The sequence below is a fragment of the Streptomyces sp. NPDC015532 genome (genome assembly GCF_043078065.1).
Classification (GTDB): Bacteria; Actinomycetota; Actinomycetes; order Streptomycetales; family Streptomycetaceae; genus Streptomyces.
This window is the reverse complement of sequence record NZ_JBIBSY010000018.1, coordinates 95,364-115,014: the sequence shown is the minus strand read 5'-3', so window position 1 is coordinate 115,014 and position 19,651 is coordinate 95,364. Positions and strand designations below refer to the sequence as shown.

The following is a 19,651-nucleotide window of genomic DNA, read 5'->3' as shown; positions in this document are numbered from 1 at the left end:
CGTCCTACGGTGCGGGGCCCCGGTCAGGGGCGAGGGGCCGTGCCGGGTGCGGCGGCACGGGGGATGAAGCGGTACGCGGCGAGCCCGCCCGGCAGCCGTACGCAGGAGACGGCCGTGCGGTCGGCGAGCAGCCGGGCGAAGGTGTGGGTGAGGCGGCCGCGCAGCCGGGCGGCGTGCTCCGGACCGGCCTGGGCGCGCAGCCGGTGCCAGTCGTCGGGCAGCACCACGATCCGGTCTTCGCCGTCGTCGTCCACCTGGCCGACGCTCCAGCCGCCCGGCGGCGGACCGGGAGCGGTTGCGGCGGGCCGCGCCGGGGCGTCCAGGTGCCAGGAGACGATGAAGCGGTCGGTGGACTCGCCGGTGGCGGCGCCGAAGCCCGAGGCGCCGTACATCGCGGGCTTGAACGCGTCCACCACCGCGCCGAGCACGTCCAGGTTGAAGTGGGCGTTGCGGGTCTGCATCGGGTCGTACGCCCAGCGGATCAGCGTCGTCCCCTCCGCGAGGCAGCGATCGCGCTGGCCGAGCTTGAGCAGCCGTCCGATGCCGAGGCCCTGGCGTTCGTGCGCCACCACGGCCAGCTGCGAGTACTGGTAGAGGCGAGGACCCTGCCCGTCGGCGCCCCGCTCGCGGGCGAGGAAGCTGTAGGTGAATCCCACCAGCGCCTCGCCGAGATAGGCGCCGACGACCAGGCCGCTGTTGTCCTGAAGGGCGGTCAGCAGGCGCGGGTTGAGGCTGCCGTCGCCGGGGCGCAGGCCCATGACCCGGTCGTACAGCGCGACGCAGTCGGCCATCTCCAGCGGGCCGTCCACGTCCCGTACGACCAGCGCCGGAGCGGGCCGGGTACCGGCCGCGCACCTCGGTGTCGCCGTCGCGTTCACGAGGCGCTCGCGAGGTGACACGCGGCCCGGCCGCCCGCCGGCGCCTGTGCCGGCAGGACCGGCAGCGTCCGCCGGTCGCAGCCCGCCTCCGCGCGGCCCGCCGCGTCGAGGCTGGCCCACAGCGGGCAGCGCGGATGGAACCGGCAGCCCCCGGGCACGTCCGTCGGGTCCGGCGGCTCGCCCTGGAGCAGCTGGGGCCGCCGCTCACCGCGCCCGCCCTCCGCGGACACCACCGACAGCAGCGCCTTGGTGTACGGGTGCTTCGGCGCGAGCAGGACCTCCTCCACCGTGCCGACCTCGACGATCCGGCCCAGGTACATCACCGCCACCCGGTCGGCGATGTTCCAGGCAAGGCCCAGGTCATGACTGACCACCAGGGAGGACAGGCCGAGGTCGCGGCGCAGGTCGAGGACGAGCTTGAGGATCTCGCCGCGTACGGAGGCGTCCAGCGAGGCCACCGGTTCGTCGGCGACGATCACCGAGGGCTCCAGTGCCAGCGCGCCCGCGATCACCACGCGCTGCTGCTGCCCGCCGGACATCTCGTGCGGGAAGCGAGTGAGGAACTGCTCCGGAGGGCGCAGACCGGCCTTGGACAGGGCGGTGTGCACGCGCTGTTCGAGGCCGTCCTTCATGCGGTGCAGCCGGGGGCCCTCGGCGACCGCGTCGAACACGTTCTGCCGCGGGTTCAGGGCGCCGCCGGGGTCCTGGAGGACGAACTGGACCTGGCGGCGGTGCGCCTTCAGCGCGGCGCTCGTGTAGCGCAGCGGCACGCCGTCGCACAGGACCTCGCCCGACGTGGGCTTGACCAGCCCGGTCAGGGCGCGCGCCAAGGTGGACTTGCCGCAGCCGGACTCGCCGATCAGGGCGAGGATCTCGCCGCGGCCCAGCTGGAGGTCGACGCCGTCCACCGCGCGGGCGGGGCCGCGGCCCGCCCGGGGCGGGTAGGTGATGTGCAGGTCGCGGACCTCCAGCGCGGGCGCCGTGGCCGCGTCGGGTCCGGTGACCGTGCCCGTGGTGGTGACGGTCATGAGCGGGCTCCTTCCGCGGACGGTTCGGGCACGGGCGGGGCCGTGGCGAGATTCGGGAAACCGGGCAGCACCCGCAGGCACGCCGACTGCCGTCCGGGACCGGCCGGCCACAGCTCGACGGGGGTGCTCCCGCAGACCTCGTGCGCGTCGGGGCAGCGGGCCGCGAAGGGGCAGCCCGCGCCCAGCGACGCCGGGTCGGGCGGGTCGCCCGGCAGGCCGGCCGGCGCCCTGCGGGAGGCGGGGTCGCCGATGGTGGGGAAGGCGCGGGACAGCGCCCGGGTGTAGGGGTGCTCCGGCTCGTCCAGGAGCTGCCGGGAGGGGCCGGACTCCACCAGCTCGCCGGCGTACATCACCGCCAGCCGGTCGCACATCTGGCCGAGGACGGACAGATCGTGGCTGATCATGATGACGCCGATGCCCTCGTCGCGCACCAGGTCCGACAGCAGGTCCAGGATCTGGGCCTGCACCATCACGTCCAGCGCCGTGGTGGGCTCGTCCGCGATGATCAGGTTCGGGCGGCAGGCCAGCGCCATCGCGATCATGACGCGCTGGCGCTGCCCGCCGGAGAACTCGTGCGGATAACTGCGCATCCGCCGCGCCGGGACGCCCACCGACTCCAGCAGCTCGGCCGCGCGGGCGCGGGCCTGCTTCTCGGTGATCCGGCCGCCCTCCTCGCCGGCCCTGCGGCCGTGCAGCAGGATCGGCTCGACGATCTGGTCGCCGATGGTGTGCACCGGGTTGAGGGCGGTCATCGCACCCTGGAAGACCACGGAGGCCTCCGCCCAGCGCACCGCGCGCATCCGGCTCCAGTTGGCGGTGAGCAGGTCCTCGCCCTGGTAGAGCACCTGTCCTGTGACCTCGGCGGCGGCCGGCAGCAGCCGCAGCAGGCTCATCGCCAGGGTGGACTTGCCCGAGCCGGACTCGCCGGCCAGGCCGAGCGTCTGCCCGGCGTCCAGGGTGAGGTCCACCCCGCGCACGGCGGGCACCGTGCGCCCGCCACTGCGATACGTGACCTTGAGGTCCTTGACCTCCAGCATCGCGTTCAACGTGTCTTCACCGACCTCGGGTTGAGAAGGGTCTCCACGGCGCGGCCGGTCAGGGTGAAGCCGAGGACGACGATCAGGATGGCGATGCCCGGCGGGTACAGGTACCACCAGGCGCCGGCGGTGACGGCGCCGCCGCTCAGCGCCGAGTTGAGCATCGCGCCCCAGGAGATGCCGGTCGGGTCGCCGAGACCGAGGAAGGTCAGGGTCGCCTCGGACAGGATCGCCGAGGCCACCGTCAGGGTGGAGGAGACCAGGATCAGCGGGGTGACGTTCGGCAGGACGTGCCGCAGCATCACCTGCGGTCCGCCGGCGCCCAGCGCCCTGGCCCGCTCGATGAACGGCTTGGCCTCCACCGCGAGGGTCTGTGCCCGTACCAGCCGGGCCGTGGACGACCAGCTGGTCACCGCGATGGCGATGGTGATGGAGGCGGTGCCCTGCCCGATCACCGCCGACAGCGAGATGGCCAGCGGCAGGCTGGGCAGCGCGATGAACCAGTCGGTGAGGTGCATCAGCGCCTTGCCGATCCAGCCGCCGTAGTGCCCGGCGACCAGGCCGACGGCGCTGCCGAGCACCACCGTCAGCACCGTCGCCATCAGACCGATGGACAGCGAGGAGCGGGCTCCCCAGATGACCAGGAGGAGGATGGAGCGTCCCTCCTGGTCGGTGCCGAGCGGATAGCCGTCGGTGGGGGAGTGCAGCGAGGGGCCGTCCACCTTGATGACGTCGAGGTCGTCGCCGGAGATGAACAGCGGCGCGCACAGGGCGAGCAGGCCGAACACGACCAGGATGCCGAGGCCCGCCACGCCGGAGCGGATGCGGACGAAGGACCGGACGAAGCCGGCGAATCCGTTGCGGCGCGGTGTCGGTGCGACCGTCGCGACCGGCGGCGCGGGGTCGGCCCCCGCCTGCGGCGGGGAGACGGCTTCGGTGAGGGGTTCGTGGTGGGTCACTGGGCACGCACCCGGGGGTCGAGGAAGCGGTAGATCACGTCGGCGAGGAGGTTCATGAGGATCACCGACGCGCTGAAGACGATGAACGTGCCCTGCAGCAGCGGCAGATCGGGCACCTTCAGGGCCTGGTAGCTGAGCTGGCCCAGGCCCGGCCAGGAGTACACGGTCTCCACGGTGATGGCACCGCCGAGCACCGTGCCCAGGTGCATGAAGATCATCGTGACCGAGGGCAGCAGCGCGTTGGGCACCGCGTGCCTGCGCCGTACGACGTCGTCACGCAGCCCCTTGGCCCGCGCGGTGAGCAGGTACGGGCTGCCCAGCTCGTCGATGATCGACGAGCGCATGACGGCGACGTACTGGGCGAAGATCACCAGGACCATGGTCAGACAGGGCAGGACGAGGTGTTCGGCCACGTCGAGGACGTGGTCCAGGCCGCCGGTGATCGCCGGGTCGCTCATCCCGCCCGCGGGCAGGAAGCCGGGGATCGGGCCGATGCCGACGCTGAAGGTGATCAGCAGGATCATGCCCAGCCAGAAGGTCGGTACCGACCACAGCGTCAGGGAGGCGCCGGTGGCGATGCGGTCGAGCCAACTCCCGTGCCGCCAGCCGGATCTGACGCCGAGCCAGAGTCCGAGCACCACCGAGATGACGGTGGCCGTGCCCATCAGCAGCAGGGTCGGCCACAGCCGGTCGCCGATGAGGGAGCTGACCGGCTGCTGGAACTCCCAGGAGTCTCCCAGGTGACCGGTCAGGGTGTCGGTGACGAAGTGGAAGAAGCGTTCGGGCACCGACTGGTCCAGGCCGAGCTGCTGGCGCAGCTGGGCCATCTGCGCGTCGCTGGTCGGCCGGCCGCGGGTGATGGACTGCACCGGGTCGGCCGGCATCAGGCTGAACAGCACGAAGCCGATGACGAGGGTGGCCAGGAAGCTGACGGCCGCGGCCACCAGCTTCGTGACCAGGTAGCGTGCGAGTCCGGAGCCGGGCCGGCGCCCGCCGCTCGGGGCGGCGGGCGCGGCCGTGACGCCGGTGGCGTCGATGGTGTCGGCCACGGTCTACTCGCGGTCGTCGGAGGAGGAGCGGCGGCGTGCGATGAGCACTCCGCCCGCGGCCAGGACGACCACCCCGGCCGCCGAAGCGCCGATGAGCGTGCCGGAGTTGCCGCCCGAGGAGGAGGACGAGGCCTTGGCGGGGGTCGCGTTCAGGTACTGGTGGAAGGAGTCCTGCGCGGGGTAGGCGCCGGCGGAGTTCGCCTTGCCGGCCACGATGCCGCTCACGCGGTCGGTGCGGTACGCGGCGAGACCACTGGCGTTGTAGATCATGATGTTCTCGTTGGCCTTGTACAGGATGGCCTGCATCTGCCGCAGCAGATCCGCCCGCTCCGTGTCGTCGAAGGCGCTCTGCTGACGCAGGAACAGGTCGTCGTAGTTCTTGTCGCAGAAGAACGAGTCCGTGCTGCCGCCCTCGCCCTTGCTGTCGGGCAGCGCCGAGCAGGTCTGGATGCCCAGCAGGTACGTCGGGTCGGGACCGGTCGACCAGGAGTCCATCAGGATGTCCCAGTCGCCCTTGGCCAGGTCGGCGTTGAGCTTGGCGGAACTCATCGACTGGATGTCGACCTTGACGCCGATCTCCTTGAACCAGCCCGTGAGGTACGTGGACACCTTGGCGTCGCCGTCGTCGTCGGAGTGGATGCCCAGGCGGAACTCCAGCTTGCGCTTCGACTTCGGGTCGACGCGGATCCCGTCCGAGCCCTTCTTGTAACCCGCCTCGTCCAGCACGGAGTTGGCCTTGGCCGGGTCGAAGCCGAACTTCTCCGCGTCGGAGGGCTGCCACGCGTACTGCGGCAGCGACTGCGGCAGATAGCTGCCACCGACCTCCGCCAGGCCGTTGCGGACCTTCTTCACGATGGTCGCCCGGTCGATGGCGCGTGCCAGCGCCTCGCGCACCTTGACGTCGCCGAGCGCCGGGTGACCGGTGCCGATCTTCTTGCCGTCACGGGTACGGGCGCCGCCGTTGACCTCGATGCCGCTCCAGCGGTTGCCGACCTGCTCGTAGGCCTTGATGCCGGACTGGCCCTTGAGCGCCTGGTACTGGGTGGGGTTGAGACCGCTGACGTAGTCCAACTGCCCTGAGCGCAGGGCCGCCACCGCGGCGTCCGTGTTCTTGAACGACTGCTCGATCATGTGGTCGTACCGGGGCGCGCCGAGCACGAAGTCCTTGTTCGCGTCGAACTTGGCGTACTGCTCGGGCTTGTAGTCCGTCAGCGTCCACGGGCCGTAACCGACGATCGGGAAGCTGTCGTTCTTGTAGGTCTTCAGGTCTTTGACGTGGGATTCCCAGATGTGCTTCGGCACGATCGGGATGCCCGACACCGGGATGCTGACCGACAGCATGGTGGCCTGCGGCTTCTTGGTCTTCACGACCAGGGTGGCGTCGTCCGGCGCGGTGACCGACGCGAAGTTGCTCACCAGGGAGCCGTTGGCGGTGGCCGCCGTGGAGTTGCTCATGATCAGGTTGAACGTCCAGGCGGCGTCCTCGGCCGTGATCGGCTTGCCGTCGCTCCACTTCAGACCCTTGTGGATCTTGAAGGTCCAGGTGAGCTTGTCGCTGGAGGTCGTCCAGGAGTCCGCCAGATACGGCTTGACGGTGCCGTCCTGCTCCACCCTGTCCAGCGCCGGGTAGATGCCGGCGAACACGTCCAGGCTGCCCGCGAAGTAGGCCAGGAACGGGTTCAGGGAGTCGATGCCGATGCCGGTGATCGGCATCCGCAGCGTGCTGCCGCCGTCGTCGGCCACGGCGGCCGGCGCGAGGGCGAGGCCCGCGGCGGCGGTACCGAGCAGCAGTGACGTGGCCAGCGCGGCGGCCTTGCGGCCGATTCTGTGTACGGGGGCGGGCGTGGTCATCGTGAGCTTCTCCTGGAGGTGCCGGCGGCACGGGGCCGCGAAGGGACGGGAGGTGGGACGGGGCCGCTGCGCCGCGGACCCGGGGACGGGCCGTACGGCGCGACGATAAATGCATGCTGCACCTATTGGTCCATGCAGTGGTGTGTGCATTGGTTCATGCATTGGTGCATGCATGCATGTGAACGTGCGTGCGGTGGGACGGTGGGGCTCTGGTGGGTGGGGGAGGGGCCGGTCCGCGGCGCCGTTGCCGGCCCGCGCGGGGTTCAGCGGAGGTGCGCGGCGGTCATCGCTCCGCGGTCCGGGGGCCGGTGCCGGTGCGCAGGAAGTCCTCCAGCACCCGTACGCCGAACTCCAGGCTGCTGACGAGGACCTGCTCGTCGACGCCGTGCACATACCGCCACGCGTCGAAGCCGGGCGGGGTCAGGCCGGGGCCGAAGCCGTAGCACTGGATGCCCAGTCGGGCGAACGCCTTGGCGTCCGTGCCGCCCGACATGATGAACGGCAGCACCAGAGCCTGGGGATCGGCGCGGCGCAGCGCCGCCGCCATCTCCGCGAACTCGGCCGAGGTGTGGTCCGCGAAGACCGGCGCCGCGAAACTGTGGAAGGACCGCGAGACCTTCTCGCCGAGCAGGGCGTCCACGGTCGCGAAGAAGTCCTCCTCCGCGCCCGGCAGGATCCGGCCGTCCACGCCGGCCGTCGCCTCGCTCGGAATGACGTTGTGCTTGTAACCCGCCTTCATCATGGTCGGGTTGAGCGTGTTGGCGACGGTGGCCTCGACCAGCTTGGCCGCCTCGCCCAGCTGTGCGAGGGACGCGGGGTCCGCCGGGTCGATGGTGACGCCCAGACGGGCGGAGAGTCCCTCCAGCAGCGCGGCCACCGCCGGCACGATCCGCACCGGCCAGCGGTGCGCGGCCAGCGCCGTGAGGGTGGCCGCCAGGGTGGCGACGGCGTTGTCCGTGCCGGGCCGGGAGCCGTGGCCCGCCGCGCCGCGCGCCGTCAGGTCCATCCAGGCGCTGCCGCGCTCGCCGACGGCGATCGGGTAGAGCCGGGAGTCGTCCGGCAGATGGACCGAGTAGCCGCCGGACTCGCCGATCGCGGTGGTGACGCCCTCGAAGAGGTCCGCGTGCCGGTCGACGAGGAAGCCCGCCCCCAGCTCGCCGGTGTCCTCCTCGTCCGCGACGAACGCCATCACGATGTCGCGCGCCGGCCTCACCCCGCGGCGCGCCCAGGACCGGGCGGCCGCGAGCATCATCGCGTCCATGTCCTTCATGTCCAGCGCCCCGCGACCGAGGATCGTGCCGTCGCGTATCTCCCCGCAGAACGGGTCGAAGCTCCAGTCGGCGGGTTCGGCCGGAACCACGTCGAGGTGGCCGTGGACCAGCAGGGCCGGGGCGTCGCGGTCCTCGCCGGGGATACGGACCACCGTGCTGGCCCGGCCCGGCGCCGATTCCAGCACGACCGGCTCGTAGCCGGACTCGGCGAGCAGTCCGGCGGTCCACTCGGCCGCCTCCCGCTCACCGCGGGAGTCGCCACCGCCGTAGTTGCTGGTGTCGAAACGGATCAACTTGGCGCACAGCTCGGTGACTTCGGAGGTCAGTGCGGCGTCCTCGGCGGGGGAGAGAGTGCCGCCGTCCTGGTAGAGGGAGGGGTTGTTCATGGAGAGGAACCACGTGCTTTCCCGGCGGCAGGACGCGAGGACGAGGCCTCTGCCGTCGATGGCTCAGCGAGACAGGCTCGCGGAAACGGGGAACAGGCGGGACGGGGAAGGGATGGGGCGGTCACCGCGCGGGCGGGGACTCGTCCTCGGGTACGGCGGGTAAGCCGGACGGGTCCGTGGCGCGGGCGCCGGGAAGCCCGGCGGCGGGCTCCGGGAGATCCGGCGCGCCCCCCGCCTCGCCCGCGTCAGCGACCGACGGCGTCTGGCCCAGGCCGTAGCTGCCCAGGGAGCGGAAGAGCTCCGCCCGGCGTCGGGTGCGGCGGGCCGCCCCCTTGGCGCCCGCGGCGGCCAGAGCCGCCAGCACATGGGCGGCCGCCGCCACCGCCGTCGGCGAGTGGTGCGGCGACTCGCTGCGGGTGTCCACCGCCAGGACGTGCGTGGCGAAGGAACACACCGGACTGGTGTAGCTGTCGGTCAACGCGATCACCGAGGCGCCCAGCGCGTGGAACTCCCGGGCCACGTCCACCGTCAGCCGGCTGTAGTTGCGGAAGCTGAACACGACCAGGACGTCGTCCGCGTGCGCGTCGCTGATCGCGTTGACCGCCGCGCCCGTCGCCGGCGGCACGAGGAACACGTCCCGCATGCTGCTGGTGAGGTCGCTGGTCAGCAGCGACGCGTACCCGGCCGACTTCAGGTCGCCGAGCACCCACCGCCGCCGCGCCCGCAACAGGGCCGCGGCCGCCAGTTCCAGAGCGCCGTTGGCCTGGAGATCGGCCAGTGTGCGTCGGAGGTTGCCCTCCTCCGCGGTGATCATCCGGCGCAGTGCCGACCGCTCCCGCGGCTCGGACTCCGGATCGCGGCTGGTGAACCGCAGATCCGGCTCGGCCAGGCGCAGGCCGCTCTCCCGGGCCGCCAGCAGACGCAGGTCGTCCGTGGAGGCGACCCCGGCCGCGGCCAGCAGTCCGTCCAGATCCGCGGCGCTCGCGTCGGCCGCGCGCAACAACTGACCGGGACGGCGCTCCAGCGAGGCCGGATAGTCCTCCGCCAGCACCTCGAACAGGCGCTGCGCGGTGGGACCGCACAGCTCGGCCGCGGCACGCAGCAGTTCGAGGGTCGGCGTAGGCGCCAGAGGACCGGTCACTGCTCACCCCTCCCACTCAGGACAGCCCACACCCGGGAATCCGGGTCCTGAACTGCATCTCTGCTGACAGTTAAACGGCGGCGTCAGATTGCTTGATCTAAGCGATGCGTGAGTCTTACTGTCGCCGCATGACCTCGTCAAGAGCCACCGGCGCGGAAAACTCCTCGGCCGATCCCCCCGCCTCGCGGCAGAACTCGCGTCGCGCCGCGGACGGTTCCGTACAGCCCGACGACGAATCGGGCGGCAGGGCCGGAAAGACCGACCCCACGGACACCGGCCGAGGCGCGCCGCCCGACAGCGCGGACACCGGTCCTGGCGCCCCGCCCGACCGGGCGGACACCGGCGACGTGCTCGCCGCCTCCGTCGCCAGGGTCCGCCGCGCCGCCGGGCTCACGCTGAGCGCGGTGGCGACCCGGGCCGGCGTCTCACCGGCCTACGTCTCGCAGATGGAGTCCGGCGCCGCCAACCCCACGGTCCGCACCCTCTGCCAGATCGCCGACGCCCTCGGCTCCACCCCCGCCGAACTCCTCGGCGGAACCGGCCCGGTCACCGCCGCGGCCGCCCCGGCCTTCCCGCCGCGCTTCGCCCCGGCACCGCTGCTCGCCCAGGCCGACGGGCACCACGGCATCTGGGACCTCACGGCCCCCGGCGCGAGCCGGATCGGAGCCCGGCTGCTGCACGCAGACCTCGGCGACCACGACCACCCGACAGCCCACTCCGGCGAGGAGTTCGCGCTCGTCATCGCCGGCTCCTGCCGGGTGTCGGTGGGCGGCGTCGTACGGCTGCTGCGCCGCGCCGACAGCTGCCACTTCGCCGCCACCGACGAACACCACTTCACCGACCCCAGCGACGACCTGCTGATGCTGGTCGTCCTCACCGAGGAGTAGCCCCGTGTCCACCGCTCCCTCCCTGCCCGCACCACGCGCGGGGACCCCGCTGCCCGACGGACTGGCCGCGGCCGCCTCACCCGAGACGGCCCCCGAGGTGTGGCCGCTGACCGCCCGCACCGTCGAGGGCCGGCTGCACGTGGGCGGGGTCGCCCTGGACGACCTGGCCGACGCCTGCGGCACCGCGCTGTACGTGGTGGACGAGGCCGATTTCCGCCACCGGGCCCGGCTGTGGCGCGAGTCCGGCGCGGACCGGGTGCACTACGCCTCCAAGGCGTTCCTGTGCGCCGAGATGGTCCGCTGGGTCGACTCCGAGGGGCTGCACCTGGACGTGTGCAGCGGCGGCGAACTCCGGCTCGCCGTGGACACCGGCTTCGACGCCGCCCGGATCGTCTTCCACGGCAACAACAAGTCCGTGGCCGAACTGGAGGCCGCCGTCGCCCACGGTGTCGGCGTGGTGGTCGTCGACTGCCTGGAGGAGATCGACCGGCTCGCCGACGCCGCCGCGGCGGCCGACCGGGTCCAAGAGGTGTACGTCCGGATCGCCCCCGGCGTCGCCGCCGAGACCCACGACTACATGGCCACCGGTGGCGACGACGTCAAGTTCGGCTTCCCGGTCCGCGGCGGCCACGCCGAGCGGGCCGTGCTCGCCGTCGCGGCGCGCCCCTCGCTGCGGCTCGCGGGGGTGCACTCCCACATCGGCTCGCAGATCACCGCCACCGAGGGGCTGACGCTCGCCGCCGAACGGGTCGCCGCCTTCGTCGCCCTGCTCGCCGAGCGGCACGGCATCACGGTCGCGGAGATCGACCTCGGCGGCGGTGCAGGCATCCCCTATCTGCCGGGCCAACCCCGCCTGGACCCGGCCGCGTTCACGGCCGCCCTGCGCGATGGCCTGGAACGGGTGCTGCCCGGCTCGCCGATACGGCTCGCCGTCGAGCCCGGCCGGTCGATGATCGGCACCGCCGGGGTGACGCTCTACCGCGTCGGTGCCGTCAAGGACGGGCTGCGCCGCCGGTTCGTCTCCGTCGACGGCGGCATGAGCGACGCCCTGCGCCCCTCCCTCTACCTCGCCCGTTACACCGCGTGGACCGCCAACCGCCCCGCCGAGGGCGAGCCGGTGCACGCCGTGGTCGTCGGCCGCCACTGCGAGAGCGGGGACATGGTCGTGCCCGACATCGCCCTGCCGGAAGACATCGCCGCCGGGGACCTCCTCGCCGTCCCCGCCACCGGCGCCTACCACCACGCCATGGCCAGCAACTACAACGCCCAGCCCCGGCCCGCCGTCGTCGCCGTACGCGACGGCCGCGCCCGCCTCATGGTCCGCCGGGAGACCCCGGAGGACCTGCGCCGCCGCGACGCCCATGGCGAGCCGGTGCAGTTGACCGCCGGGTGACCCCGGCGGCGCTCGCGTCCGCCTGACCCCGGCCGCCCTCCGCCGGATCAGGCGCACCTGACGCTCACGCGGCGCGCGTACGCGGCTTACGCGGGCGCCGCCGAGCGTCACGCCGGACCAGGGGTCGTCTCCCGGGGGCGGGCGAGCCGTCACGCCGCCCCCGGGACCCTCCCCCAGTCCGGTGACCGGCACCCGCAGGCCCCGCTCACGGCGGCCCGCCGCCGGCACCTCCACCCAACTCCCCGTCCTCTCGTACGCCGCCGAGCCGCCCGGGGACCTTCCCCCGGGCCACCGGCCCTCTGGGACCTTCCCCAGCGGGCCGGTGACCGGCACCCCCAGTCCCCGCCCACGCCCACGGCGGCCCACCGCCCGCATCGCCGCCCAACTCCCCCTCCTCCCGTACTCGGAGTCACCCCATGTCCACCGCGCCCCACCTGCCCTACGGCACCTGGCCGTCCCCGATCACCGCCGAAGCGGTCGCCGAGGCCTCCGGATCCTCCTCCTGGCCTTCCGGGGCCGGCGAAGAGAACTGGTGGTGCGCCTCCGACCCGGCCACCGCGACCGTACGGCTGCTGCGCAACGCCCCGGGCCACGAGGACCCCGTCCCGGTGCTCGCCCCCGGCGTCTCCGTGCGCAACCGCTCCCTCGGCTACGGCGGCAAGCCGTACTGGGTACGCGCCGCGGCCCCGGCCACAGACAGCCATCTGCTGGTCTTCACCGACCACCGCGACCAGCGGCTCTACCGCGCCGAGGTGCCCCGCCTCCGGGTCGGCGAGGACAACGCGTTCCCGGTGCCCGTGCCGCTCACCCCGGCCGACCCGCCCGACCGGGAGACCTGCTGGGCCGACCCGGTGACCGGCCCGGACGGGACCGAGGTGTGGTGCGTGCGGGAGACCACCCGCGCCGCCACCGGACCGCACGACGCCGACCCGGCCCTCCGCACCGTGCGCGAGATCGTCGCCGTACCGCTGTCCGGTGCCGCCGCCGACGACCCCGAGGCGCTGCGCGTGGTGGCCCGCTCGCACCACTTCCTCTGCGGGCACCGGCTCTCCCCGGACGGCGGGCGGCTCGCCTGGATCGGCTGGGACCACCCGCATATGCCGTGGGACAGCTCGGAGTTGATGGTCGCCGAGCTGCACGACGGCGTCGCGGGCGAGCCCGTCCGGCTCCTCGGCGGCAGCCACGACGGCACCGAGGTCTCCGTCTCCCAGGCCGCGTGGGCGGGCCCCGACACCCTCTACGCCATGGCGGACCCGGACGGCTGGTGGAACCTGCACCGCGTCGAACTGGCCACCGGCCGGCCGAGGCCATCCGCGATCACCAACGTCCTTCCCCTCCGGGAGGATTGCGCCGGCCCCATCTGGCGCGTTGGCGCGAGCTGGTTCGCCGTGACGCCGTACGGCGTGGTGCTGCCGCACGGCAACGGCGCGCAACGGCTGTCCCGTTGGTCGCCCGAGGACGGCGAACTGACCGAACTCGCCGACGGCTGGAGCAGCTTCCAGGGCGACCTCTGGTCGGACGGCGAACGGATCCTGGTCCGGGCCGCCGACCCGGCCCTCGGCTCCGCCCTGCTGTCGGTGTCCGTGGCCCCCGGCTCCGGCCCGGCCCGGCGCACAAGGCCCAAGTCCCAGGACCCGCTGGGCCCTTGGCAGCCCCGGCCCGAACGCCGCACCGTCCACGACGCGCAGGGCCGCCCGGTCCACTTCGTGCTGCACCGGCCCACCCACCCCACCGCCTCCGCACCCGAGGGCGAACTGCCGCCCCTGCTGGTGCAGGTCCACGGCGGCCCGACGAATTCCACCGGCGTCACGGCCGACCTGGAGTACTCCTTCTTCACCAGCCGCGGCTTCACCGTCGCGGACGTCGACTACGGCGGCTCCACCGGCTACGGCAGGGCCTACCGCGACCGACTGCGCGGCGAGTGGGGAGTGGTGGACGTCGACGACAGTGTCACCGTCGCCCGCGCCCTGGCCGCCGAGGGCCTGGCGGATCCCGCCCGTACGGCGGTACGCGGTGGCTCGGCGGGCGGCTGGACCACGCTGGCCTGTCTGGTCCACACCGACGTCTTCTGCGCGGGCACGGTCCTCTACCCGATCAGCGACCCGGCACGATGGCGGTCCGAGCAGACCCACGACTTCGAGTCCCGCTACGTGGACACCCTCGTCGGCGTCCTCCCGCAGGACGGGGCTCGCTTCGACAAGATCTCACCCGCCGCGAACGCCGACCGCATCACCGCGCCACTGGTGATGCTCCAGGGCGCGGACGATTTCATCTGCCGCCCCGATCAGGCCACGTGCATCGTGGACAACCTGGCCGAACGCGGAGTGTGGCACCGCTTCCTGCTCTTCGAGGGCGAGGGACACGGCTTCCGCCGCGCCGACAGCGTTCGCCGCTCCCTGCTGGCCGAAGTCGCCCTCTACCGCGAGGTTCTCGGCGCCCACATCGCCCCCGACGTCCCCTTGGACGCCGACGCCCTGTGATCCGGCACGGCCGGGTGACACCCTGTGTGTCCCCGGCCGTAGGAGTGGCCGATGGTCTCCCGGCGGGGTGTGCGAGCCCCGGCCGCACCGGCCCGCGCCGAAGGGCCAGGCGCTCAGCGCTCCGGTCCGGACGGCGTCGACCGCCGGGCGGCGGACAGCCGGGACTCGGCGGTGGTGCGGATGCGGCGGGTGCGGCCGCTCGTGGTCAGAACGTCCAGAACGGACGTGACTGAGCACGTTTCGGCGGTGCGGAGCTGTAGCCAGTTGGAGGCCATGAGGAGGTTCTCGGCGTCCCACGGCTCGTTCAAGGTCATCGCCCGGAGCAAAGTCCACTCATCGAGGCGCCGTGTGGAGAAGTCGTCCATTTCAACGGCGCCAGTCATCTCCAGGCGCCAGGCAGGATAGCCGGGACCCGTGAGCAATTCAGCGGCTCGTCGGTCGAGGTACTCACAGACGGCGCTGTTCGCCATCCCCTTATCCGGATCGGTGAGCACTCGGGCGATGAGGGAAGCCGCATCCGCCGGGGCCACCTCGTCGAACGCTCTCCGGTAACGAGCAAGCCGCACATGTTCGTCCGGGTCCCCGCCAGGATCGTCCGCCGACACGGCGCCGCTCGACACCACCGTCACCCCTCTCAGCTGGTTGGGGAGGGAACCCTGCCACACCCCGATGCCTACCGGTGCCGCATCATGCAACGTCCGCTGCGGGGGTGGTCGGCGACTTCAGCCACGAGGGCCTGCGCATCCTGCTCCGCGAGGAAGGCGTCTCCTTTCAACGCCTGGAGACCTGGAAGGTCTCCCGCACGGATACCTCTCGCCTGCGGATACTGCTCAAGGGGGCCGGGATCAGCGGTCTGAACCCCAAGGCGCTCCTCCTGTACTTCTCACCGTTCCCGCAGTTCATCGACCCTGCCACGGGCTGGCCGGTCGCCGCGCAGACCGGGCTGCTCAGCATGGTGCACCTGACCGCGTGCGCCGTCGCCTACCTCGCCGTCGGCGTCCTGGCCCGCACCTTCTTGAGTACCCGGCCTTCGGCCGCCCGGGCCGTCACCTGTATCAGCGGTGCCATGATGATCGCCATCGGCGTCTTCCTACGGGTGGAACGCCGGGTCGGCTGAGGAACCCGACCCGCCCCGCCCGGCACGGAGCCGACGGAGAGCACGCAGGTGGAAGACCGGATGCAGCAGGAACAGGCGAGCCCCGCGGTGCAAAAGCGTGTCCAGGACAGCTTCGACCTTCAGGGCCTGATGTCCCACCTCGGCGCGCGACTCGCTCACATCGGCCCCGGCCGCGTCCACATCGTGCTCCCGGACCGCCCCGAGGTGACCCAGCAGCACGGCTACGTCCACGCCGGTGCCACCAGTGCCATCGCCGACAGCGCCGGCGGTTACGCCGCGCTCACCCTGTTCGACGCGGACTCCGAGGTCCTCACCGTCGAGTACAAGATCAACCTCCTCGCTCCCGCAGCCGGCGATCACCTCGAAGCGATCGGCACCGTTCTCAAGCCCGGACGCACCCTGACCGTCTGCCTGCTGGAGGTCTACGGAGTCCAGGCCGACGGCGCTCGGAAGCTCGTCGCGAACGGTCAGCAGACCCTGATCCGTGTCAATAAGCGCACCGAATGAGCCCACTACCCGTCTACTTCAGACCAGGTGCCCTGGCTGAAGCGCCGGCAACACCCTGACCGCTACTCCGTGCCGCGCGGCCTGGCCACCCACTACGAGATGACCGCCACGGTCTACCGCGCGAGCGTCCTCATTGCGGGCATCTTCCTCTGGTTCACTCACTGACCGAACAGGTAGCGCGCTCGCGGCCAACAGCGAGGGATGGCCATGTGACGGTGACCTCGCAGCAGCCGTCTACGCTCTGGGCATGCAGCGCAGCGATGTCACGCGGGGCGACGGTACGTGGGTGGGCCTTTCCCTGGACGTGCAGGACCGCCGTCGGCCGGGGTTGGGCGTGTTCACTGCCGGTGCGCGACTGCTGGTCTTCCAGATGTCGCAGACTGTGTTGCTCGCCGTCGTCGACAAGCAGCACGACGGCGTGGACTTCTGGCGCACCGACGGATACCGCTCCTTCGTCCCGCCGTTGCGTGCCGATGCGGGTCGCGCCCTGGCGGGCAGCCCGCGACGGTGGGCCCACCGCTTTGCGCAACACATCATCGACTCGCCGGGCAGCCCGTTGCATGACGGCCGGTGGCTGCTCTCGTGCGAGAGCCCGCTCCGACGCTGGCGCCACGCCGACACCTCGCACGCCGAGTACTGGGGCTCGATGCTTGTCGACGGCCATCCAAACGGATACATCGACTGGTTCCTCCATGGTCATTCGTGGGAGGTCCTGCCGCTGCGGCCGATGCCGGATGCCGACGACAGCCGGGTCAAGGCGTACCGCAAGCAAGCCCGTGAAGGGACGCTCCCGCCGGTCCTGTTGTGGTGGGTCAGTGGCCTGGACTGCCACCTGATCCTGGACGGTCACGCGCGGTTCGCCGCGGCAGTCGCCGAATCCGTCGAGCCTCCGCTGCTGCAGCTGCACCGTACGGTCCCGCGTGATGACCTGGCCATGCGCACCGAGGAAGCTGTGGGCTTCTACGAGGACGAACTGGCACGCTTCGCCGAACTCCGCGCCATCCACGGCCCCGCCGTCCCGGACGGCGCTGCCACCGCCGGCCCACAACTCGTCCGCCTCCTTCACGACCTGAACACCTCGGAACAGCCGACCTGGGCCTGGCCCCTGCCCGGCGGGGAAGAGCAGTGGCGTCGCATCGCCCGCGAGGTGACAGACAGCCAGAACTGGCCCTGCGCCTGACTCCTGCCGATCCTCCCGCCAACGAGTGCCACGACAGCCGCAGGCCGCCGGTCTCTGTCCACTCGCTTGCCCACCCCTCCCGCGATGTCCGGTCGAAGTGCCACCGGGGCACCCGCCAGATGATCGCCGGGACAGGGCTAAGGTTCGTTCCCGCGGATCAAGGCGTCATGGGCTCCAGCGCATGCACAGCACCTTGACGGAGCACGCCCGGTGCCTCTACGGAGACGAGTTCGCGCCGACGCCTGAGTGCGACCTCGACCACCAGGAGCACTACTTCGTCGAGGAACTGACCTTCGCCGACGCGGACTCGATCCTCGCCATGCTCCGCGAGCTCTGCCCGCATGTGGTCGACGGTCGTTTGCCGGTCTGGGTTCGCAACCTCTCCTACCGGTTGGTGCTCCTGCAGCGACCTGATGAGCCGGCGCTGATGCGCGAGGCTGCAGAGAACCTGTGGCTGCACGGTCCGGACTGGGATCGCGTCGCTGCGGACCTGACGACGCGGGCAGACGCCCTGGAGGCCGGCTGAGGTGGGACGCGGTGTTCATGGCGCGAGCCCGAGACTGATCAACGCCGGCCACCAGGCAGGAGTTGGCGGCGCGACGCGCCGTCCGAACGCTCCCCGTCATGTCTCCAGCGTCTGGCAGATGGGTCTTCCCATCGCTACTGGCCGCAAATCTACGACCGTGCGGGTTGGTTGGCGATCAGCAGGGTGACGTCGGCGGGGCGGAAGCCCAGGCGGCGGTAGATACGAGCGACGCTGTCCTCCGCATAGGCGAGAAAGACCGTGTGTACTCCGTGTTCGCGGGCGTGGGTGGCCAGGGCGGCCGTGACAGCTGCCGCCAGCCCTTGGCGGCGAGCGGTGGGGAGGGTACCAACGCCACCGATCTCGGTGGTGCCATCGGCCGGGTGGTAGTGGCCGACGGCGAGCGGCGTGCCGTCCGACGCGAGGGCCGCCATAAGTGTCTTGTGTCCGGCCCGGATGGTCGGGCGGACACTCTCGACTGTGCCGTCCGCGGTCGCTTCCTCAGCCGCCGCCGACAGTTCCGTACGGCCTGCGGAGCCCACAGAGGTTCCCTCCGCGGCGAATGCCAGTCGAGGCAGAGCAAGGACGGCAGGGAGTGCGGGGTCGTCGGCCGTCAGCTCTCGGATCGTGACGCCGTCCGGCAATGGCTGCGGGGGGACAAGGAAGTGCGCGTCGAGGGCCATCAGCGGGCGTTCTGCCACCGGCAGGCCGACGGCTGCCATACGGGCTCGCAGAGCCGGGGCTGCCTCGGCGAGCCACTCGAAGGCTTCCGGCACGCCGAGTTCGCGCTGCCGAGCACGCACCCGCGCGATGTCCGTTGCGGTGACGCTCCCGGCGCTCTCTGCGGTGGGTTGAGCGTGGCTCGGGCCGCCGTAGTACGGGCTTCCCGGCTCCTTTCGTACGAACAACCGTAGCGGTCCGAACTCTTCGGCGTCGGCGAACAGCAGGGGCACGGTGGCGTAGTACTGCTCGATACAAGCACGCAGCGGGTTGCTCATGTGGCGCATCCCACCATGGAGCAGGGGAACACCGCATCCGACGAGACCAGTTCTGGGATCCGGCGCGCGCGTTCAGTAGCATCGCGGCGCCTGGATGAGGTTTCCGTGCGGCGAATCGAGTGAGCCCATGCGTGACGATGTCCTCTCTGTCATTCCGACCGACCCTCACTGGCAGTCCGGGCAGGCGGACGCTGACCGTGCTGCGTCGATCGTGGAGGACCTGACCGCCAGCGGGGACGTGCTCGGACATCAAGCGCAGCAAGTCAGGGCCCACATCTGACGCACATCACCCGGCGAGGAACCCGACATCACGAACTCAAGCTCAGTGGCCTCCCGTTGTGGGCTTGCCGCGCCGACTGATTCATTCGAACCCCGCGGCGGCCGCGAGGACAAAATGTTCGTTCAGCAGATCCCCTCGGAATCAGGCTTGGGCTACCGTGTGGCACCTGACAGAAGGCCCATGTCGGGGGGTTCGAGCTGTGGGCGCAACGATCGACCATGCCGCGAACGAACCGTCCGGCTACGCCATGTCGCTCGCCGACGGTTCCTACGGCTGGTACCGGATGGCAGCGATCAAGGCTCGACGGTTCCATCGTGGCACGGAGACCTTGAACCTGCTGATCTCTTCCGCAGTGCCGGTCAGCGCGGTCGTGGAACCCGGTGACGCCAAGATTCCAGCAGTGCTGGGTGGCTTGGTAGTCGTTCTCACCGGGTTGCGGGCAATGTTCCACTGGCACGACGACTACATCCGTTTCAGCCAGGCACGTGAGGCGGTGGAGACGGAACGTCGGCTCTACCGGACAGGCGCGGAGCCGTATGACGATCCGGACCGTCGTGACCGGATCCTTGCCTCTGCCGTCACCCGCATAGAGCAGCAGGAAATGGGGACATGGGTTCAGCTGGCCGGAACGCGCAGAGAATCCACTGCCTCCACGACATCCGAGCAACCGCGACCAGTGGAATGAA

General features: G+C 71.6%; 19 protein-coding genes. 9 read left to right on the top strand and 10 right to left on the bottom strand.

The genetic code is table 11. The features are described from left to right. Window positions 1-23 precede the first annotated feature (23 nt). From ACF07B_RS36995 to ACF07B_RS36960, 8 genes are all read right to left on the bottom strand, one after another. Window positions 24-878 (bottom strand): hypothetical protein, encoded by an 855-nt coding sequence (locus tag ACF07B_RS36995; protein WP_392182138.1) that lies wholly within the window; start codon window positions 876-878, stop codon window positions 24-26. Further along, entirely contained in the window at window positions 875-1,906 is a 1,032-nt protein-coding gene (locus ACF07B_RS36990; RefSeq protein WP_392182137.1) for an ABC transporter ATP-binding protein, read from the bottom strand. Before ACF07B_RS36990 ends, ACF07B_RS36995 begins: the two co-directional genes overlap by 4 nt. Next, a complete protein-coding gene (locus tag ACF07B_RS36985) occupies window positions 1,903-2,943 on the bottom strand; it encodes an ABC transporter ATP-binding protein (RefSeq protein ID WP_392182136.1) in 1,041 nt (346 codons plus the stop codon). The genes ACF07B_RS36990 and ACF07B_RS36985 overlap by 4 nt, the downstream gene beginning before the upstream one ends. Window positions 2,944-2,948: 5 nt before the next feature. Continuing rightward, window positions 2,949-3,902 carry an ABC transporter permease gene (locus ACF07B_RS36980; RefSeq protein WP_369481894.1) on the bottom strand — a complete coding sequence of 318 codons (954 nt, stop codon included), beginning with the start codon at window positions 3,900-3,902 and terminating at the stop codon, window positions 2,949-2,951. Next, a complete protein-coding gene (locus ACF07B_RS36975; RefSeq protein WP_362396665.1) occupies window positions 3,899-4,951 on the bottom strand; it encodes an ABC transporter permease in 1,053 nt (350 codons plus the stop codon). Before ACF07B_RS36975 ends, ACF07B_RS36980 begins: the two co-directional genes overlap by 4 nt. 3 nt (window positions 4,952-4,954) lie before the next feature. After that, window positions 4,955-6,802: an ABC transporter substrate-binding protein gene (locus ACF07B_RS36970; RefSeq protein ID WP_392182135.1), complete on the bottom strand. Its 1,848-nt coding sequence runs from the start codon at window positions 6,800-6,802 to the stop codon at window positions 4,955-4,957. Between the two features lie 283 nt (window positions 6,803-7,085). Then, window positions 7,086-8,459 carry a M20/M25/M40 family metallo-hydrolase gene (locus tag ACF07B_RS36965; RefSeq protein ID WP_392182134.1) on the bottom strand — a complete coding sequence of 458 codons (1,374 nt, stop codon included), beginning with the start codon at window positions 8,457-8,459 and terminating at the stop codon, window positions 7,086-7,088. 121 nt (window positions 8,460-8,580) lie between these two features. After that, window positions 8,581-9,600, bottom strand: coding sequence for an SIS domain-containing protein (locus ACF07B_RS36960; RefSeq protein WP_392182133.1), 1,020 nt, complete (start codon window positions 9,598-9,600; stop codon window positions 8,581-8,583). 128 nt (window positions 9,601-9,728) lie between these two features. Here ACF07B_RS36960 and ACF07B_RS36955 point away from each other — a divergent pair, with 128 nt between their 5' ends. The 3 genes from ACF07B_RS36955 to ACF07B_RS36945 all read left to right on the top strand — a co-directional run bounded on the left by ACF07B_RS36955 (window position 9,729) and on the right by ACF07B_RS36945 (window position 14,360). Beyond that, window positions 9,729-10,487: a helix-turn-helix domain-containing protein gene (locus ACF07B_RS36955; protein WP_384238117.1), complete on the top strand. Its 759-nt coding sequence runs from the start codon at window positions 9,729-9,731 to the stop codon at window positions 10,485-10,487. 4 nt (window positions 10,488-10,491) lie between these two features. After that, window positions 10,492-11,880 carry a diaminopimelate decarboxylase gene (gene lysA, locus ACF07B_RS36950; protein ID WP_392182132.1) on the top strand — a complete coding sequence of 463 codons (1,389 nt, stop codon included), beginning with the start codon at window positions 10,492-10,494 and terminating at the stop codon, window positions 11,878-11,880. A 416-nt stretch (window positions 11,881-12,296) separates the two neighbouring features. Next, window positions 12,297-14,360, top strand: a complete 2,064-nt coding sequence (locus ACF07B_RS36945; RefSeq protein ID WP_392182131.1) for a prolyl oligopeptidase family serine peptidase — start codon at window positions 12,297-12,299, stop codon at window positions 14,358-14,360. Between the two features lie 113 nt (window positions 14,361-14,473). Here the strand turns inward: ACF07B_RS36945 and ACF07B_RS36940 are convergent, their stop codons facing one another. Continuing rightward, a complete protein-coding gene (locus tag ACF07B_RS36940; protein WP_392182130.1) occupies window positions 14,474-14,989 on the bottom strand; it encodes a hypothetical protein in 516 nt (171 codons plus the stop codon). Between the two features lie 149 nt (window positions 14,990-15,138). On the opposite strand from ACF07B_RS36940, the gene ACF07B_RS36935 reads away from it, so the two are divergent. The 5 genes from ACF07B_RS36935 to ACF07B_RS36915 all read left to right on the top strand — a co-directional run bounded on the left by ACF07B_RS36935 (window position 15,139) and on the right by ACF07B_RS36915 (window position 17,690). Then, entirely contained in the window at window positions 15,139-15,477 is a 339-nt protein-coding gene (locus tag ACF07B_RS36935) for a LysE family translocator (protein ID WP_392182176.1), read from the top strand. Between the two features lie 60 nt (window positions 15,478-15,537). Next, the gene (locus ACF07B_RS36930; RefSeq protein WP_392182129.1) at window positions 15,538-15,984 is read left to right on the top strand and encodes a PaaI family thioesterase; all 447 of its coding nucleotides are present in this window, start codon (window positions 15,538-15,540) and stop codon (window positions 15,982-15,984) included. A gap of 27 nt (window positions 15,985-16,011) precedes the next feature. Continuing rightward, window positions 16,012-16,149, top strand: a complete 138-nt coding sequence (locus ACF07B_RS36925; RefSeq protein WP_392182128.1) for a hypothetical protein — start codon at window positions 16,012-16,014, stop codon at window positions 16,147-16,149. A gap of 82 nt (window positions 16,150-16,231) precedes the next feature. Then, on the top strand, window positions 16,232-17,164 hold the full coding sequence (locus tag ACF07B_RS36920; RefSeq protein WP_392182127.1) for a hypothetical protein: 933 nt from the start codon (window positions 16,232-16,234) through the stop codon (window positions 17,162-17,164). 181 nt (window positions 17,165-17,345) lie between these two features. Next, window positions 17,346-17,690 carry a hypothetical protein gene (locus tag ACF07B_RS36915; protein WP_392182126.1) on the top strand — a complete coding sequence of 115 codons (345 nt, stop codon included), beginning with the start codon at window positions 17,346-17,348 and terminating at the stop codon, window positions 17,688-17,690. A gap of 149 nt (window positions 17,691-17,839) precedes the next feature. Here ACF07B_RS36915 and ACF07B_RS36910 read toward each other — a convergent pair whose 3' ends face one another. Beyond that, a complete protein-coding gene (locus ACF07B_RS36910; RefSeq protein ID WP_392182125.1) occupies window positions 17,840-18,694 on the bottom strand; it encodes a GNAT family N-acetyltransferase in 855 nt (284 codons plus the stop codon). Window positions 18,695-19,164: 470 nt separating this feature from the next. Between ACF07B_RS36910 and ACF07B_RS36905 the strand changes: the two genes are divergently transcribed. Further along, window positions 19,165-19,650 carry a DUF4231 domain-containing protein gene (locus ACF07B_RS36905; RefSeq protein WP_392182124.1) on the top strand — a complete coding sequence of 162 codons (486 nt, stop codon included), beginning with the start codon at window positions 19,165-19,167 and terminating at the stop codon, window positions 19,648-19,650. Window position 19,651 lies beyond the last annotated feature (1 nt).